This window comes from Streptomyces kanamyceticus (assembly GCF_008704495.1).
Lineage (GTDB): Bacteria > Actinomycetota > Actinomycetes > Streptomycetales > Streptomycetaceae > Streptomyces > Streptomyces kanamyceticus.
The window spans coordinates 4866944-4883340 of record NZ_CP023699.1 but is presented as its reverse complement, the minus strand read 5'-3'; the positions used below and the strand labels follow the sequence as shown (position 1 = coordinate 4883340).

Here is a 16397-nt window from a genome sequence, read left to right as displayed (position 1 = left end):
CCGATGCGTACCAAGACCCGCCCCGGAACGCCGAACACCACCCTTGACTCCCCCGCCACCCCCGCAACTCCGCCCCAGAAGCTCCCCCTCCTCGCCCTCCTCGCCCTGGCCACCGCCGTCTTCATCACCAGCCTGACCGAGACGCTCCCCGCGGGCCTGCTCCCCGCGATGAGCGCCGACCTCGGCGTCAGCGAGTCCGCGACCGGGCAGACCGTCACGGTCTACGCCATCGGCACCGCGCTCACCGCGATACCGCTGACCGCCTTCACCTCGGCCTGGCGGCGCAAGCGGCTGCTCCTGACCGCGATGGCGGGCTTCGCCGCCGCCAACACCGTCACCGCGCTCTCCGGGGACTACACCCTGACCATGGTCGCCCGTTTCGTCGCCGGAGTCGCCGCGGGCCTCGCCTGGGCGCTGCTCGCCGGGTACGCCCGCCGCATGGCGCCCGCCCACCTCCAGGGCAAGGCGATCGCCATCGCCATGGCGGGGATCCCGGTGGCACTCTCGATCGGCGTGCCCGCCGGGACGTTCCTGGGCAAGGTGCTCAGCTGGCAGGTCGCTTTCCTGGTCATGACGGGCCTCACCATCGGCCTCCTCGCGTGGATCGCCGCACTCGTCCCCGACCACCCGGGCCAGCCGCGCGGCGAGGCGACCCCGATGCTGCGCACCCTGCGCGTGCCCGGTGTGACGCCCGTCCTCTTCGTCACCCTCGTCTTCGTCCTCGCGCACACCGTCCTCTACACGTACATCGCGACGTTCCTCGACGGCCTCGGCATGGGCGGCTCCACCGACCTCGTCCTGCTCGTCTTCGGCGCGGCATCGCTGGCCAGCATCTGGATCGTCGGCGCCCTGATCAACCGCAGGCTGCGCGCGCTCACCCTCGGCGCGGTGCTCCTGGTCGGCGTCGCGGCGGCCCTGCTCGCCGTGTTCTCCGAGAGCCCCGCACTCGTCTACGTCGCCGTGATCCTGTGGGGCCTCGGCTGGGGCGGCGCCCCCACCCTCCTGCAGACCGCGGCGGGCGACGCGGGGGACAAGGGCGGCGCGGCGGACGCCGCCCAGGCCATGCTCGTCACCCTGTGGAACGTGGCCATGGCGGGCGGCGGCGTCTTCGGCGGCGTACTCCTGGGCCTGGTCGGCTCCTCGTCCTTCCCCTGGACGATCCTGCTCCTGCTGGTCCCGGTGCTGCTCGTGGTCCTCGCGGCCCGAGGGCACGGCTTCCCGGCCCGGAACCGGGTCTGAGAAAATCGCCTCTCTCACGTAGTCACGTAGATACGCGACAGAACGTAATTACGCAGAAGGGGGAGGCCGATGATGCAGGTGCTGCTCATGGTGGCGGTACTGGTCGCGGCGGCCGGGGTCGCGGCGGTGCTCTGGGCCCAGCGCGGTGGACCGCGCTGGGTCGGGGGCGTCGCGAAGGTGACGCTCGCCGTGTCGGACCTGGTGGTGTCGGCCTCCAAGCGGCGCCGCCGCGGCATCGGTGTCCGCAGCGGTTCGACCAACGGGGCGGACCTCGGGGACGGCAGCAGCTGATTCCCCCGCGGCCGCCGCGCCGCGTTCCTACGGGCGGCCGTCCGCGCCCGTGGGAACGTCGCGGACATGCAGGCCGAGACCGCTCCTGCCCGGCGTCTCCACGCCCGGCAGGAGCCGCATGTCGTGGTCGTAGTCGCCGCCGTCGAGCGTGCGGAACGGGACGGGCTCGTCCGTGAAGAGTCCGTCCAGGCGTGCCGCGTACGCCCGGCGGGCCTCCTCGAAGCGTTCCTCGGGCAGGGCGTTCGCGCCGTACACCGCGAAGGGTTCCAGCGGCGCCATCCCGGTGAACCAGAACAGGCCGTGCTGGATCGGATGGAGCACGTCCTTGAGCTCCCCGTGGATGCCCCGGTCCGAGAAGGCCGTCTCGCGGGCTCCCAGCGTCACCGACACCAGCGCGCGCCGTCCGGCGAACTGCCGCTCGGTGTAGGGCGGCGGCAGCGTGGGGCCGTAGCCGAACCCGGCCGTGAACACCCGGTCTATCCAGCCCTTCAGGATCGCGGGCGGCGAGAACCACCACATCGGGAACTGCAGCACCACCGCGTCCGACCAGAGCACCTTCTCCTGCTCGGCGGCGACGTCGGGGGTGAGCCCGGCGGCGAGGGTGGCACGCTCGGAGGCGTCCATCACGTGCAACCGGCCGTCGTCCGAGGGGAAGTCCCCGGCGTCGACCGTCGCCTTCCACTTCATCGCGTAGAGGTCGGACTCGCGCACTTCGTGACCGGCCGCGCGCAGGTGGCCGACGGCGAAGCGGGCGAGGGAGGCGTTGAGCGAGCGCGGCTCGGGGTGGGCACTGACGACGAGGATCTTCATGGCCCTACGTTCTCCCCGGCGCGACCGGACAGCCAGCACTCTGCCCGGCGGAGGAACCCCGTTCCTGGTATCGGCAGTCCCACCCATACTTGGCTGTATGAGCCGTATGAACGGGGCGGGGCACACGCAGGGCGGGCAGAGCGCACAGCGCGGCAACGACATCGGTGACTTCCTGCGCGCCCGGCGCGGCCGCGTCGCGCCGGAGAGCGTCGGGCTGCCGGGCGGTCCGCGCCGCAGGGTACGCGGCCTGCGCCGCGAGGAACTGGCCCAGCTCGCCGGGATCAGCGTCGACTACTACGTACGCCTGGAACAGGGCCGCGCCACCCAGCCGTCCCCCGACGTGCTCGACGCCCTGGCCCGCGCCCTCGGCCTGGACACGGCGGAACGCCGCCACCTCGCCACCCTGACCTCGGCGGAGCAGGGCCCCGTGCCGACGGCTCGGGTCAGCCCCCTGCTGCGGCGGATCCTGGACGGCGTCGCCGAAGGCTTCCCGGCCTTCGCCACGGACCACCGCCTCGACGTGGTCGCCTGGAACGGCCTCGGCGCCGAACTCCTCGGCGGCCTCGCGGAACCGGCACGCCGCGACCGCAACAACGCCCGTTTCCTCTTCCTCGACCCCGCGGCCAAGGACGTCCACCCCGACTGGCGGGACCGCGCGGCGGAAGCGGTGGGCCAGCTGCGCGTCGCCGCGGGCCGCTACCCCGGCGACACCCCGCTCATGGAGCTCATCGCCGAACTCACCGCGCTGAGTGCCGAGTTCCGTACGATCTGGGACAGCGGCGAGGTGGTGATGTGCGCGGCGGGCCGCAAGCGCCTGTGGCACGCGGCGGCCGGGATCCTCACGCTGGACTTCGAAACCCTGCACGTACCGGCGGCGCCGGGCGAGACGGGGCTCGTCGTGCACGTGTTCGGGGCGGAGGAGGGGTCGGAGGCGGCGCGGGGCCTGGCGAGGATCGCGGGAATGGTCCGGGCCGCGCCCTGAAGTCCTGTTCTGACAAGGAAGCTGCAAGGCACCTGCAAGGAAAGTGCCGTTCGGGGCGGGAACCACTCTGCCGACTGCCGCACGCAGCCGACAGAGGATGGGGGAACGCCGTGTCTGTCATCACCACGAGAACAGCGCTGATCGAGCAGGGCAGGTGGCTGACCGTACAGGACTGCAAGCGGGTCCTGGTGGTCGTGCACACCGTCACGTTCGCCCAGCGCCTGCGCGAGGTCTTCGGCCTCCTGGCCGCCGACCTCCGCGTCCAGGTCGTCTTCACCACCGCACCGCACGTCTTCGGGACCGGGGTCGCGCAGTACCTCCAGGATCTCGGCATCGCTGCCCTGGCCTGGGAGGACGCGCTGCGCACCGAGTTCGACCTGGTGCTCGCCGCCGGATCCCGGGGCGTGTACGAACTGCGCGCACCCGTCGTGCGCGTCTCGCACGGCGCGGGCCACATCAAGCTGCTCAGCGACACCAGCCTGCTGGCACCCGGCGAGGCCAGGTCGCCCGGGATGCTGAGCCCTCAACACCTGCTGCACGAAGGCCGGGTGGGCCCCGCCGCGATCACCTACGCGCACGAACGCGACGTGGCGGAACTCGCCCGCTCCTGCCCCGAGGCGCTGCCCGTGGCCCATGTGGTGGGCGACCCCTGCGTCGACCGGATCACGGCGGGGATGTCCCGGCGCGAGCAGTACCGCGGGGCGCTGGGCGTCGCGCCGGGGGAGCGCCTGGTGACCGTCGCCTCCACCTGGGGGCCGACCTCCACGTTCGGCAGGATCGACGCCCTGCTGCCGCACCTGCTGCACCAACTCCCGGGCGCCGCCGACCGGGTGGCGCTCCTCGTCCACCCGAACGTCTTCGCCGGGCACGGTGCCTGGCAGGTGCGCGGCTGGCTCGCGGGCTGCCGGGACCACGGCATCGCGCTCGTCCCGCCGGAGGCCGACTGGCAGGCGGTCCTCATCGCCTCCGACGTGCTCATCGGCGACCACGGCTCGCTCACGGCGTACGGCACCCTCACCGATGCCGCGCTGCTGCTCACCCCGGGACCGCGCAGGGAGATCTCGGCGTACTCCCCGGCGGCACGCCTCGCCGCCACGGCCCCCGCGCTCGTGCCCGCGCACCCGCTGGCCGAGCAACTGGACTACGCGGTACGGCAGTTCAGGCCAGGCCAGTACGACGAGGTGGCGGCTCTGCTCTCCTCGGCCCCGGGCGATTTCCACCGGCGGATGCGGTCCGTCCTCTACCGGCTCCTCGGCCTCGGCGAACCGGCGAGCCCACCCGTCGTACCGCCGTTGCCGCTGCCCGGGCCGCTGGAGCGGTGGGAGACGGGGGCGTTGCGGTGAACGGGGGGCGCGGGGCCGCGCCGGATGCGGCGTGGGGCACGGTGCGGTTCGGGGCGCCGCCGCCCGGCCGCGCGGGTGGGGCTGCCCTCCTCGCCTCGGTGAGCTGGTGCTCGGCGGCCGGGGACGGGTTGCTGGTCGTACGCCTGGCTGCGCGACCGCCCGGTTTCGACGGTCACCCGCCGAAGGGCGCCCGTGACGACGTCCACCTGTGGGCGGACCCGGACACCCGGGACGGGGCGCGCGTCGCGGCGTACGCCGATGTCCTGGTGACACGGGAACGGCTACGGCGTACGGCGGCGCGGCGCGGGGCGGCCCGGTTGCTGGCGTGCCACCCGGGCTGTCTCGTCGCGGTGGTCCCCGTCGGTGGGGTCGACGGCGGTACGGGCTACGCGGTTGCCGCACGGGACGGCACGCTCGCCCTGCTGTCCGCACCCGCGCCCGCACCGACGACCCTGCCGCCCCACGCGGTCGCCTCGCTCGCGCACGCGTGGCTGGTCTGGGGAGGGGCGCCGGGGGCGCTGCGGCTCACAGGTGGCGCAGCCGTTCGTCGAGCCGTTCCGCGTCGCTCGGGTTGAGGCGGCTGAAGAAGTCCCGCGCGGACTCGTAGCGGCGGCGGGCCCCGGCCGTGTCGCCCTGGGCCTCCGCCGCCTGGCCGAGCCACTCCAGGCAGCGGCCCTCCCAGTGCTCCGAGCGCGCGCCGCCCGCGCGGAAGCTGGACAGGGCCTCGCCGAGCCGCCGGGTGCCGCCCTCGTGATCGCCCTCCTCGGCCAGCACGTGGCCGAGGAGGGCGAGCGCGCGGGCGGCCTCGTATCCCTCGCCGAGCGCGGTCAACTCCTCGTGCGCGCGGCGCAGATGAGCGGCCGCCGAGGCCAGGAGCCCGCCCGCGAGGGCGGTTTCGCCGAGCCGGGTACGGGTGAGTGCGGCGCCGCGCGCATAGCCGATGGACTCCCTTAACCGCAGGGCGTGTTCGAAGTGGGCGCGGGCCTCGTCGAGGCGTCGGGTGAGCAGACTGAGGTGGCCGAGCCCGTTGATGGCCTGGGCCTGCTGGCGTACGTCGCCGTCCGCCGTGGCGTTCTCCAGTGCCTGCCGGTACCAGTGGGCCGCCTCTTCGTACTGCCCGGCGTAGCGCAGCCCGATCGCGCCGGAGGTCAGCATGCGCCCCTCGCCCTGCCGGGAGCCGCTCGCGCGTGCCGATTCGAGGCCGATGCGGTGCGCCTCGATCCACATGTCGGTGGGTCTGAGCCGCAGGAAGAGCGGCCAGGCGAGATCCACCAGACGCCAACAGGAGGTGTGCAGCCCCGCACGGGAGCAGTGGCGCACGGCGCCCATCAGCCCTTCGCGGTGGGCGTCGAGCCAGGCGAGCGCCTCGTCGGGCCCGTCGAGCGGGGTCGGCGCGACGCCCGTGCCGGTCGGCTCGTGCCCCGGCAACGGGTGACTCGGCGTGAGGATGCGCTCGGCCGCGGCGGCGGTGACCAGACACCAGTCGACGTACCGCCGCAGCGTGTACGCGCGCTGCGCGCCGCTCTCCTCAGCCTCACCGACGCGCCGGGCGTGCGGCCGCACGAGATCGTGAAAGCGGTAGGCCCCGGGGCCGGTCTCTTCGAGGAGGTGGGCCTCCATGAGGATGCTGATGGGGAGGTCTACTGAGGCGGGGGCGGGCGGGGTCGCGCCCTCCGCACTGGCGTTGGGCGGTGTCGTGTCTGGTGTATCGGCGGGTGGGGTCCCGTCGGCCGCACCGGCGTCACCGGTCGAGTCTGCCGCACCCGCACCCGCCCTCGGCCCCGGCCTGTTCCCGCCCGCCGCGCAGGCGTCGGCGGTCCCGTCTGCCGCCACGGCATCGCGTGGGGTCCCGTCGGCCGCACCGGCTTCGGGCGCGGTCGTCCCTGTCCCACCGGCGTGGGGCGCAGCCCTGTCCGTACCCGCACCGGGCCTGTTCCCGCCCGCCGCGCAGGCGTCGGCGGTCCCGTCTGCCGCCACGGCATCGCGTGGGGTCCCGTCGGCCGCACCGGCTTCGGGCGCGGTCGTCCCTGTCCCACCGGCGTGGGGCGCAGCCCCGTCCGTACCCGCACCGGGCCTGTTCCCGCCCGCCGCGCAGGCGTCGGCGGTTCCGTCTGCCGCCATGGCATCGCGTGGGGTCCTGTCTGCCGCACCGGCTTCAGGTGCGGCCGCCCCTGTCCCACCGGCGTGGGGCGCAGCCCCGTCCGCGCCCGCACCGGGCCCGCTCCCGCCCGCCGCGCAGGCGTCGGCGGTCCCGTCTGCCGCCATGGCATCACGTGGGGTCCCGTCGGCCGCACCGGCTTCAGGTGCGGCCGCCCCTGTCCCACCGGCGCGGGGCGCAGCCCCGTCCCCACCCGCCCCCGCCCGCCGCGCTGGCGTCGGCGGTCCCGTCTGCCGCCACGGCATCACGTGGGGTCCCGTCGGTCGTACCGGCTTCGGGCGCGGTCGCCTCTGTCCCACCGGCGCCGGGCGCAGCCCCGTCCGCACCCGCACCGGGCCCGCTCCCGCCCGCCGCGCAGGCGACCGCCGCCAGTAAGTACGTGTCGTAGCGGTCTGTGGGCAGCAGCCCCATCCGCCTGTAGAGCGCCGCCGCCTCCGGCGGCAGCAGGCCGTAGGACATGTCGAGCGCCGTACGCATCACGGCCTCCCCGTCGACGCGCAGCGTGTCCAGGGACCCCTGCCCCTGGGCCAGGCTTTCCGCGAGTGCGGACACGGAACGGTGCGGGCGGGCGGCGAGTTGGGCGGATGCCAGGCACACCGCCAGGGGCAACCTGCCGCACAGCGTGACCACTTCACGGGCGGCGGCCGGATCCCGCGCGACGCGCCCACCGCCTGCGCCGATCGCGAGCAGCTCGACCGCCGATTCGGCGGGCAGCGCGCCGAGCCGGTGCACGGAAGCCCCGTCGACCCGCAGCCCCGTGAGGTCGCTCCTGCTGGTCACCACGGTGAGTCCGGTCGGCGTGCCGAGCCGCAGCGGACGTACTTGCGCGGCCGTGAACGCGTTGTCCAGGAGCACCGCGAGGCGCAGGCCCGACGTCAGCGTGCGCCACAGGGAGACGCGCCCCGCGACGCTCGAAGGGACCGACGGCGCCCCGAGCGCGAACAGGAACCCCTCCAGGACGGTGGCGGGAGCGAGCGGACCGCTCTCCTCCGCACCCGAGGAATCCGCACCCGAGGAACCGCCGAGGTCGGCGTAGAGGTGCCCGTCCGGGTAACTGCTCGCGTTCCGGTGCAGCCAGCGCGAGACGAGGCTGGTCTTCCCGACTCCGGCGAACCCGCTGACGACGAGGAGCGGAGCCGCGTGCGCGGGCCGCCGATCGCGCATGCCGTCCAGGACGCGGATGTCACCCTCCCGGTCCACGAACTGTTCCCGTACGGGCGGGAGTTGGCGCGGCACGGGTAGTGGGTGCTGCACCGGTGGCGCGGCCTGCTGGTGGATGTGGACGCCGCCGTGGATGAGGTGGGCCTGCACGTTGGGACCGTGGAGTACGGCGGATCCCCCGATGACGTTGGAACTAACGGAGGCGGACGGGGGCGAGTGGGAGGGCGCGTCGTGCCGAAGCCAGTCCGCGAGCGCGTCACGAATGCGGGGCTCGCGCTCCGCCAACTCATCGAGAAGTACGGCGAGTTCCCGTAACTCCGCAAGCCCCGAGCCCGCCCCGGCCCCCTGCGGCGGCCACAACTCCCCGGCCCCCGCCTCCCGTACCACTTGGGCCAACGCGCGCCAGGCGAGGGATTCCCGATCGGATCCGCACGCGACCATGGCCGACAACAGCGCTTCCACTCTGCCGGATTGTGGGACTGGCACGAATGTGGCCCCCTTCTCGACTATCCGATCATGTCGGCAGCATATGCACGAGGAATGCCGCTTCTTCAGTGCGCTGGGGAGTCACTCCCCACTCCTTCCGGGAAATGAACAGAATGATTGGAGCGCCGTTCAGTTTCAGACTTAAGCGATACGCATATGGTCTGCACGGCAGGTTCATGTCACTCTCGGACCCCCGGCCAGGAGAGGGCCGGACCCCGGCGGGAGGACGCTGGTGGAATTCGAGATCCGACTTTCGGGCCCGGTCGAGGTGGCGGCCGCGGGCCGGTGCGGTGACATCGGTTCCACCAAGACCCGCCTCGCCTTCGCCGCACTCGCCTGGGACGCGAGCCGCACCGTCGGCATGGAGACCCTGATCCACCGGATCTGGGACGAGGACCCCCCGTTCAAGGCCCGCGAGGCCCTGCACGCCCACGTCTCCCGCATCCGCAAGGCCCTACGGGTCGCGGGCGGTTCGGCGCCCGCCGTCGTGAGCAGCACCAACGCGTACGTGATGCGGGTCGACCCGGACCGCGTCGACCTGCGCCGCTACACGAGCTGCGTCGACCAGGCCCGCTCCCTGAAGGACAGCAGGGACGACGCCGCTGCCCTGCGCCTGCTCGACCACGCGGCGGGCCTCTGGCGCGGCGAACCCCTGGCCGGGATCACCGGATCCTGGGCCGCCCGGCTGCGCGCCACCGTCGCCGAGAGCGGCCTCGCCGCCGCCATGCTGCGCGCCGACATCCTCATGCGGGCGGGCAGGTTCGCCGACGCCGTACCCGTGCTGCTGCCGCTCGCCGACGAGCACCCCGTCGACGAGGCGCTCACCGAGCAGCTGGCCATCGCGCTGTACGGCAGCAGCCGTACGGCCGAGGCGACGCGACTGCTGCAGCGTACCCGCCAGCGCGTCGTCCGCGACATCGGTCTGGACGCGGGCCGCCGACTGCGCGGGGTCCAGCAGGGAATCCTCTCCGGGGCACCGGCGGCGGCACTCCTGGAAGGCACGGGATCAGGGACCGGCACAGGCACCGGCATCAGCACGGGTACCAGCACCAACACCCGCACCGATCCGCGCGCCGGATCCACCCCCGCCCCCCAGCCCCCACCACCACCTCACCCCACCGCATCCCCGACAACGTCCCCCGCGACATCCCCTGGGTAGGCCGTCACGACGAACTCCGCCGCCTTACCGCCGCCCTCTGCGAGGGAAACGGCACGTCGGCCGCGGTCGTCACCGTCGAGGCCATCGACGGCATGGGCGGCGTGGGCAAGACGGCCATGGCGGTCCACCTGGCCCACCGGCTCAGGGACCGCTTCCCGGACGGCCGTCTCTTCCTGCACCTGGGCGGCCACGCCTCCGACCGGGACCCGCTCCCCGCGACCCGCGCCCTCGCCGAACTCCTGCGGCTGCTCGGCTTACCGCCCAAGGAACTGCCACAGGATCTGGACGAGTTGGTCTCCCTCTGGCGCACCACGGTGCGCGACCGCCGCATGATGGTGATCCTGGACGACGCCGCAGACACCGGCCAGGTCAGGCCGCTGCTGCCAGGTGACTCGCCGACGGCGGTCGTGGTGACCAGCCGTCGCCGTCTGCCCGGACTGCCGGGCGTACGGCCCGTCTCCCTCGACGTGCTGCCGCGCGACGACGCGGTGCTGCTCTTCGAACGGCGTGTGGACGGGCGGTGCGTCACCCGGCGAGCCGAGGTCGAGGAGATCATCCTGAGATGCGGGCATCTGCCCCTCGCCATCGAGATCGCCGCGAGCCGCCTGCTCTCCCGCCCCTCGTGGAGCACGTCGGACCTGCTCGACCAGCTGACCGCGGGCAGCGCGCACCTGCCCGAACTGCGCGACGGAGAGCGGACGTTACGCCACGTCTTCGACCTCTCCTGCCGCGCCCTCACACCACCCCAGCGGCTGGTCTTCCGCCGCATGGGCCTGCACTTCGGGGTGGAGTTCGGGCCGCACGCGGTGGCGGCCCTCGCCGGGCTCCCCGTCGAAGAGACGGACCGAATTCTGGAAGAACTCCTCTCCCAGCACCTGATTTCCGAGCCGTCCCCGCATCGATTCAGCATGCATGATCTTTTGCGGGAGTACGCGCGTTCGCTGTACGACGATGACGCCCTCGAACCGGAAGGCGAAGTCCGCAAGGCCGTACGGCAATTGATGGATCACTACGTCCAAGTCGCCGACCGCGCCGACAGGATGGCCTATCCCTTCCGCTCGCGCATTCCGCTCGACGCCGAGGGAACGCCCGCGGCGACCGGCCGCCGCACGGGCCCGGAGATCACCGACGCGCACGCCGCGGAGCGCTGGCTGATGACGGAGGGCGCCAATCTCCTGGATACGCTCGACTGGATTCGACAGAACGGCCCGGAAAGTCAACTGGCACAAGCTGTCCATGTCTTGGCCGGATTCCTCGACATGGAGGGCCACCTCGTCGCGGCCGAGCCGCTGCTGCGCCGGGCCGTCGCGCACTGGCGGTCCGTCGGCGACGGCGCGGCGCGGGCGCGGGCCCTCCTGGACCTGTCCGCCGTCCATACGCACAGCGGAGCGTACGAGGAAGGGATCGCGGCGGCGCGTGAGGCCCAGGACATCGCGCGGACCCTCCAGGACGGCGAGCTGGAGAGTGAGGCCATCCACCAGCTGTCGATCCCGCTGTGGCAGACGGGCCGCTACGCGTTGGTGCGCTCGCTCCAGCAGCACTCCCTGAGTTACCTAGTGCAAACGGAAAAGACCCTCCAAACGGCCAGGGTTCGAAATCTCCTCGGAATAGCCCATCTCCACCTGGGTGAGAAGGTGGAAGCGGTCGAATGTTTCGTTGCCGCCCTCGCCGGATTCACCGCCGAAGGTGACGATAGAGGGAGATATCGAACGCTGAATAACATGGCGGAGTTATTCCGCAAGAACGGTGATCCAGAGGCCGCCGAGAAGTCGTACCGAGAAGCCATCGAATTGTCGGCGGGCATGGGCAGCAGAGGCGATCACGCCACCCTCCAGATAAACCTGGCGAATGTCCTCACCACTCTCGGCAGGCCGGACGAGGCCCTCGCGCTCTTCGGCAGGGCCTTACCCGTGCTGCGTGCGGTCGGTGACCGACAGGGGGAAGGCATCGCCCTGAACGGCATCGGCAGAGCTCATCGGATCGCGGGCCGCGGCGAACAGGCCCTCCCTCAACACGTCGCCGCTCTCGCGGTGCTCAGGGACATCCACGCCGAGGGAGAGGTGGTGGACGTCCTCTACGACCTGGCGCGCGTCGAACTCGACACGGGGCGCATGGCGCAGGCCGTCGCGCACATGGAGCAGAGCTTGTCGATCAGCCGGCGGATCGGGGCGCGGGTCGAGGAGGAGAGGGCCTCGCGGGGGCTGGAGGCGGTCGCGGCGGCGCGGTTAAGTGGCACGCCTAATTGGCACTGAGTGCCGCTCTCCCCGAATTCATGGCCAAAGTTCGTTGTCCGGCTATCTGTCTGGCTAGCATTGTGGCCTGTGGGGGGCGATCGCTACGATGCCGTATCTTGGCGTCGATGGGTCATGCCCACATCCCTGAAAGTGCCATTCATGCAAGGAGCCTTCTTCGGTGCAGCGCAAGAAAGACGACGGCCGGGCTGACAAGAAGTCAAACAATGGCCGCTCGACCTCCCGGGGGCGACGTGGAATCGCGATAGCAACCCTCATGGTGGCCCTGGTCTGCATGGCCTACGGCGGGTCCATGCGCGACAACCCGATGTCGAACGACAAAACCCCCGTCTAACACAGCCCCACCCCACCCGGCCCGGCCCCACCCCTCCCCCGGCCCGGCACCACGTCTCGACCGGCCCGGTCTCACCCCTCGATCGGCCCGGTCAGCTCGGGATCCGCCTGCCCTTCGACCACCTCGCGCGACACCTCGCTCAACTGCCGCCGACGCGAACGCGCGTACTTGCGCAGTACGTCGAAGGCCTCGTCCATGGTCACCCGCCGGTGGGCGGCGAGCACGCCCTTGGCCTGTTCGATGATCACCCGGCTGATCAGGGCCCGTTCCAACTGCACGGTGAGGGTCCGGCTCTGTTCGGCCTCGCGTACGCGCTCCAGGGTGACGGCCGTGAAGTCCGCCATCGACTGGCCGAGTTCCAGCATGTCCGGGTCGACCGGGCCCGCGGCTTCGGACGACAGCAGGAGCAGCGCGCCGGTGACCCCGCCGCGGCCCCGTAAGGGATGGACGGCCACGCGGTTGTAGCCCAGCGCCACGGCCTGCGGGGCGTAGTGCGGCCAGCGCCACCGCGCAGCAGGGTCGGCGAGGCCCACCAGACGCGGGCACCGTCCTTGGCGCAGGCAGTCGTGGGCGGGCCCCTCGCCCCGCTCGACGGCGTCCCGCTCCAGAAGAGTGACCTCGGGGTCGGAGCCCACCACCTGGGGCGCCTCGCGCCCGCCGGGCACGTACACCACGGAGGCCGCGCGGGCATCCAGCAGCCGTGGGCTGTGGTGCGCGAGGACCGACAGGGTCCCCGGAACGTCCGGTGACTCCTCCGTCCCGCGGGCCAGTGCGACGAAGACGTCCGCCAGCTGCTGCTCGGGCCTCATTGCCGGTTCTCCCTCAGCCGAGTTCGAGTTCTCCGTGCAGGATCCGCCGGGCTACCACCTCGGTGGACATCTCTCCGGTGAACGCCCGCGCCTTGATGAGCGCCAGCGCGTCGGAGGCCGAACAGCCGGACTGGACGGTGAGCATGCCGACGGCCTGCTGCACGGTGTCCCGGTGGTCCGTTCCCCCGTAGAGCTCCGGGTCGGCGTCGGGGCCGAGCACCACGATGCGGGTGAGCGCCTCGGCTACGTCGGCGAGGCCGACGAACACCGCCCGGCCGGGAGGACCCAGATCGAACACCGCGAGCGAACCGATGCAGCTGTCCTGTGCCTTCAGGGGCACGGCGGCCACCGCCGTGATGCCCAGGGACACCAGGGCGGGCCCGTACCCCGGCCAGCGCTTCTCGATCACGGGCCCCGACACGTGGAGCGGACGGCGTGCGGCCGTCACGTCTCTGGCCGGGCCCTCCCCGAGTACGTACTCCAAGTCCTGTGCCGCGCGGGCGGGTTCGTTGGACGTGGCCACCGCGAGCTGGTTCTGTTCGCTGTCGACCAGGGTGAGCGCCGCGCTGGTCGTGCCGCACGCCTCGGCGACACCGGTCATGAAGCGGGGCTGTGCGCTCAGGCCTTCCGCCCATTGCGTCGCCCGCCGGGCGAACGCCTCCTGGAGGCGGGCCGAGGAGCGGTGACAGGCCGCGGAACGGCGATGCCTCGCCGCGACCTGGGTGTGTATCTCCCACCCCGGCCGCTGCCGTGCGCTCAGGAGTTCGTGCCGCTCGGCAGCCCTCTCCGCCCGCATCGCGCGCTCGTTCGCACGGCGGGCGCGGTCCTGCGCCTGCATCGCGAGAGCGAGTCGTTCCGCATAGTTCTGCGGGTCCATACCCAAAGCGTACGGGGCGATTTCAGTCCTGGGGGTCGGTTCGGCTCTCTTCCATCATGAGGACGACACCGCCGTGGTGTCCGTCGAACGGGGAGCAGAAGACGTCGCAGGTGATGGGCCTGCCGATGCGGCTCATGGATTCGACGCCGATCGGCCCCGAGCGCTGACGGGAGCTCAGGCACTCGGACACCACGGGCAGCAGGACCTCGGTGGGCAGCCCGAAGTCGAGCCCGAAGAACGACTGGTCGATGACTTCGTCCGCGCGCAGCCCCCACATGTCCACGGCGCCGCGGTTCCAGCTCCTGACCTTCAGGTCGCTGTCCAGGACCACCACGCCCGCCGCGATGCTGGTGAGCACGGCCTCCAGGAACGCCGTGGCCTCGTCGAGCTCCTCGGAGCGGATGCGCATCTCGTCGTTCATGGTCTCCAGTTCCTCGTTGCCGGACTGGAGTTCCTCGTTGGTCGTCTCCAACTCCTCGTTCGTCGACTGGAGTTCTTCGTTGGTGGTCTCCAGCTCCTCGATGCTGGACTGGAGTTCCTCGTTGGTGGTTTCCAACTCCTCGTTCGTGGACTGGAGTTCCTCGTACGCCGTCTCCAGGTCCTCCCTGACTCGCTTGACCTCGGCCTTCAGCCGCGTGACGACCGTGACGTCGGAGAACGAGATCGTGGTCGCCACATGCACGCCATTGAGTCCGGCGAGCGGCTGGATGAGGATGTCGACGTACTGGACCTCCTCGCCCACGCGCCGCTCGACCCTGTTGACCCGGAGCGTCCTGCGCTCGGCGATGGCCTGGTCGATGAGGGAGCGGAGTTCGAGGGGACGGTAGGAGATCTCCAGGTCCTGGAAGGGACGGCCCAGGTCGGCGGTGGCGAGGCCGAACTGGATCCTCGCCTGGTTGTTCACCATCACGAGACTTCCTTCGGCGTCGACGGTGATGGAGGGGGTCGGACCCGTGTCCAGGGCCAGATCGCGCAGTAGGCGGCTGCGGGCGACCGAGCTCCCCTCGGGGCCCGTGCTCGCCCTGATCTTGAGGGGGGCCGCCTGGTAGGGCGTCCCGGCCTGGCCCGCGCTGCGTCGGAAGATCCGCTGGCGCATGTCGGTCACTTCGAACCGCTCGGCGTCGTTGAGCAGCATCTCGGCCTTGCCGAGGAAGAGGAGGGCTTCCTTGCGCAGCGCGAAGTGGAAGCGGTCCAGGATCTGCGTCTGGGCCTCGACGTTGAAGTACATCAGGGTGTTGCGGCAGACCAGCAGGTCGAGCCGGGAGATCGGGGCGTCCCGGGTGACGTCGTGCCGCCCGAAGATCACCCGGCGCCGCAGTTCGGTGTGGAAGCTGAACTGGGCGCCGTTCTGCTCGAAGTACTTCTGCCGCAGCTCCAGGCTGATCGGCTCCAGCGCCTTCACCGGGTAAAGACCCGAGCGGGCCTCGCGCAGCGCCTCCTCGTCGACGTCCGTGGCGTAGATCTTGACGCGCCTCAGGCACTCGTCGAGGCCCAGCGCCTCGGCGAACATGATGGCCAGCGAGTACGGCTCCTCGCCGCTGGAGCAGCCCGCGCTCCACACCCTGATCTCCTGCTCGGGCGCGATGTCCGCGATCAGCTCGGGGATGATCTCGCGCTGCAGCAGGGTCCAGGCGTCCGGGTCGCGGAAGAAGGACGTGACGTTGATCAGGATCGTGTTGAACAGAGCACCGAATTCCTCGGCGCTGGTCTCCAGGAGATCCTGGTAGTCCGCGTACGAGCTGATGCCGACGTCGGTCATGCGCTTGTTGATGCGACGGCTCAGGGTGGAGCGCTTGTAGCCCGTGAAGTCGAAGCCGCGGGCCTCCCTGATGAAGACGAGGAGTGCCTCCAGCGCCTCATCGGTGTCGGCATGCTGCGATGCGCCCATTTACTGCCTCTTGGCCTCGACGAGTCCGCGGATGAACGCCGCGATCTCTTCAAGAGGTAGCACGAAATCCGCGGCTCCCGTATCGATCGCCGCCTGCGGCATCCCCGGGTGTTCCGCGTCTTCCGGATCCTGGACGATCACGGTCCCGCCATGCGAGCCGACGGCCTGGGCGCCCTTCGCGCCGTCCACCCCGGTCCCGGTGAGCACACAGACGATCGACCGGGGCCCGTAGGCGCTCGCGACCGATTCGAAGAGGAGGTCGGCGGAGGGGCGTACGAAGTGCACGAGCTCGGTGTCGGTCAGCGTGAGGAGACCGTCGGAGCGCACGAGCAGGTGCCGGGCGGGAGGGGCGATGTGGACGGTGCCGGGCCGCGCGTACTCCCCGTCCACCGCGAGCTTGACCGGAAGTTCGGTCCGGCGGGCGAGCACGTCGGCGATCACCGTCCGGTGCCGCGGGTCGAGGTGCTGCACCGCGAGGACCGGCACGGGAAGGTCTGGGCCAAGCTCCGCGAGCAGCGCTATCAGGGCCTGGATGCCGCCCGCGGACGATGCGACGGCGACGATGGCGTAGGGGCCCGGAGGCTGGTGGGCTGCCGTCACACGGCGAG

The 16397-nt window shown here is 71.8% G+C and carries 15 protein-coding genes; 8 read left to right on the top strand and 7 right to left on the bottom strand.

Features of this window, described 5'->3' with window-relative positions; all coding sequences use genetic code 11:
- Positions 1-3 precede the first annotated feature (3 nt).
- Together CP970_RS20595 and CP970_RS20590 are read left to right on the top strand one after the other, a co-directional pair.
- On the top strand, positions 4-1239 hold the full coding sequence (locus CP970_RS20595; RefSeq protein ID WP_150493673.1) for an MFS transporter: 1236 nt from the start codon (positions 4-6) through the stop codon (positions 1237-1239).
- A 69-nt stretch (positions 1240-1308) separates the two neighbouring features.
- Positions 1309-1530, top strand: coding sequence for a hypothetical protein (locus tag CP970_RS20590; RefSeq protein WP_055555116.1), 222 nt, complete (start codon positions 1309-1311; stop codon positions 1528-1530).
- A gap of 27 nt (positions 1531-1557) precedes the next feature.
- On the opposite strand, the gene CP970_RS20585 is transcribed toward CP970_RS20590, so the two are convergent.
- Positions 1558-2340, bottom strand: a complete 783-nt coding sequence (locus CP970_RS20585) for an NAD(P)H-dependent oxidoreductase (protein WP_055555114.1) — start codon at positions 2338-2340, stop codon at positions 1558-1560.
- Positions 2341-2437: 97 nt separating this feature from the next.
- Between CP970_RS20585 and CP970_RS20580 the strand changes: the two genes are divergently transcribed.
- The 3 genes from CP970_RS20580 (at position 2438) to CP970_RS20570 (ending at position 5240) form a co-directional block, all read left to right on the top strand.
- On the top strand, positions 2438-3322 hold the full coding sequence (locus CP970_RS20580; protein WP_079043976.1) for a helix-turn-helix domain-containing protein: 885 nt from the start codon (positions 2438-2440) through the stop codon (positions 3320-3322).
- A gap of 110 nt (positions 3323-3432) precedes the next feature.
- Positions 3433-4665, top strand: coding sequence for a hypothetical protein (locus CP970_RS20575; RefSeq protein ID WP_224058567.1), 1233 nt, complete (start codon positions 3433-3435; stop codon positions 4663-4665).
- Positions 4662-5240, top strand: a complete 579-nt coding sequence (locus CP970_RS20570; RefSeq protein ID WP_150493671.1) for a hypothetical protein — start codon at positions 4662-4664, stop codon at positions 5238-5240. Before CP970_RS20575 ends, CP970_RS20570 begins: the two co-directional genes overlap by 4 nt.
- Here the strand turns inward: CP970_RS20570 and CP970_RS20565 are convergent.
- Together CP970_RS20565 and CP970_RS20560 are read right to left on the bottom strand one after the other, a co-directional pair.
- Positions 5191-6285, bottom strand: a complete 1095-nt coding sequence (locus CP970_RS20565) for a tetratricopeptide repeat protein (RefSeq protein WP_191094934.1) — start codon at positions 6283-6285, stop codon at positions 5191-5193. The genes CP970_RS20570 and CP970_RS20565 overlap by 50 nt on opposite strands.
- Before the next feature lie 679 nt (positions 6286-6964).
- Positions 6965-8446: an ATP-binding protein gene (locus CP970_RS20560; protein ID WP_150493669.1), complete on the bottom strand. Its 1482-nt coding sequence runs from the start codon at positions 8444-8446 to the stop codon at positions 6965-6967.
- A 256-nt stretch (positions 8447-8702) separates the two neighbouring features.
- On the opposite strand from CP970_RS20560, the gene CP970_RS45030 reads away from it, so the two are divergent.
- From CP970_RS45030 to CP970_RS44260, 3 genes are all read left to right on the top strand, one after another.
- Positions 8703-9629, top strand: a complete 927-nt coding sequence (locus CP970_RS45030) for an AfsR/SARP family transcriptional regulator (RefSeq protein ID WP_224058565.1) — start codon at positions 8703-8705, stop codon at positions 9627-9629.
- The gene (locus tag CP970_RS20555) at positions 9548-11881 is read left to right on the top strand and encodes an ATP-binding protein (RefSeq protein WP_317987194.1); all 2334 of its coding nucleotides are present in this window, start codon (positions 9548-9550) and stop codon (positions 11879-11881) included. The genes CP970_RS45030 and CP970_RS20555 overlap by 82 nt, the downstream gene beginning before the upstream one ends.
- A 160-nt stretch (positions 11882-12041) precedes the next feature.
- Entirely contained in the window at positions 12042-12215 is a 174-nt protein-coding gene (locus CP970_RS44260) for a hypothetical protein (RefSeq protein ID WP_157877807.1), read from the top strand.
- 71 nt (positions 12216-12286) lie between these two features.
- Here CP970_RS44260 and CP970_RS20550 read toward each other — a convergent pair whose 3' ends face one another.
- The 4 genes from CP970_RS20550 to CP970_RS20535 are packed head-to-tail and all read right to left on the bottom strand — an operon-like array spanning position 12287 to position 16389.
- Positions 12287-13024, bottom strand: a complete 738-nt coding sequence (locus tag CP970_RS20550; RefSeq protein WP_055557127.1) for a GAF and ANTAR domain-containing protein — start codon at positions 13022-13024, stop codon at positions 12287-12289.
- Positions 13025-13037: 13 nt separating this feature from the next.
- Positions 13038-13901 (bottom strand): GAF and ANTAR domain-containing protein, encoded by an 864-nt coding sequence (locus CP970_RS20545; protein WP_055557125.1) that lies wholly within the window; start codon positions 13899-13901, stop codon positions 13038-13040.
- Between the two features lie 22 nt (positions 13902-13923).
- Positions 13924-15789, bottom strand: coding sequence for a CheR family methyltransferase (locus CP970_RS20540; RefSeq protein WP_055557123.1), 1866 nt, complete (start codon positions 15787-15789; stop codon positions 13924-13926).
- A complete protein-coding gene (locus CP970_RS20535) occupies positions 15790-16389 on the bottom strand; it encodes a chemotaxis protein CheB (protein WP_055557121.1) in 600 nt (199 codons plus the stop codon).
- Between the last annotated feature and the right edge of the window lie 8 nt (positions 16390-16397).

Coding starts and splice junctions, on each gene's coding strand:
- CP970_RS20580 (WP_079043976.1), top strand. CDS start 2,438: ATGAGCCGTATGAACGGGGCGGGGCACACGCAGGGCGGGCAGAGCGCA.
- CP970_RS20550 (WP_055557127.1), bottom strand. CDS start 13,024: ATGAGGCCCGAGCAGCAGCTGGCGGACGTCTTCGTCGCACTGGCCCGC.
- CP970_RS20595 (WP_150493673.1), top strand. CDS start 4: ATGCGTACCAAGACCCGCCCCGGAACGCCGAACACCACCCTTGACTCC.
- CP970_RS20590 (WP_055555116.1), top strand. CDS start 1,309: ATGATGCAGGTGCTGCTCATGGTGGCGGTACTGGTCGCGGCGGCCGGG.
- CP970_RS20545 (WP_055557125.1), bottom strand. CDS start 13,901: ATGGACCCGCAGAACTATGCGGAACGACTCGCTCTCGCGATGCAGGCG.
- CP970_RS20540 (WP_055557123.1), bottom strand. CDS start 15,789: ATGGGCGCATCGCAGCATGCCGACACCGATGAGGCGCTGGAGGCACTC.
- CP970_RS20565 (WP_191094934.1), bottom strand. CDS start 6,285: ATGGAGGCCCACCTCCTCGAAGAGACCGGCCCCGGGGCCTACCGCTTT.
- CP970_RS20585 (WP_055555114.1), bottom strand. CDS start 2,340: ATGAAGATCCTCGTCGTCAGTGCCCACCCCGAGCCGCGCTCGCTCAAC.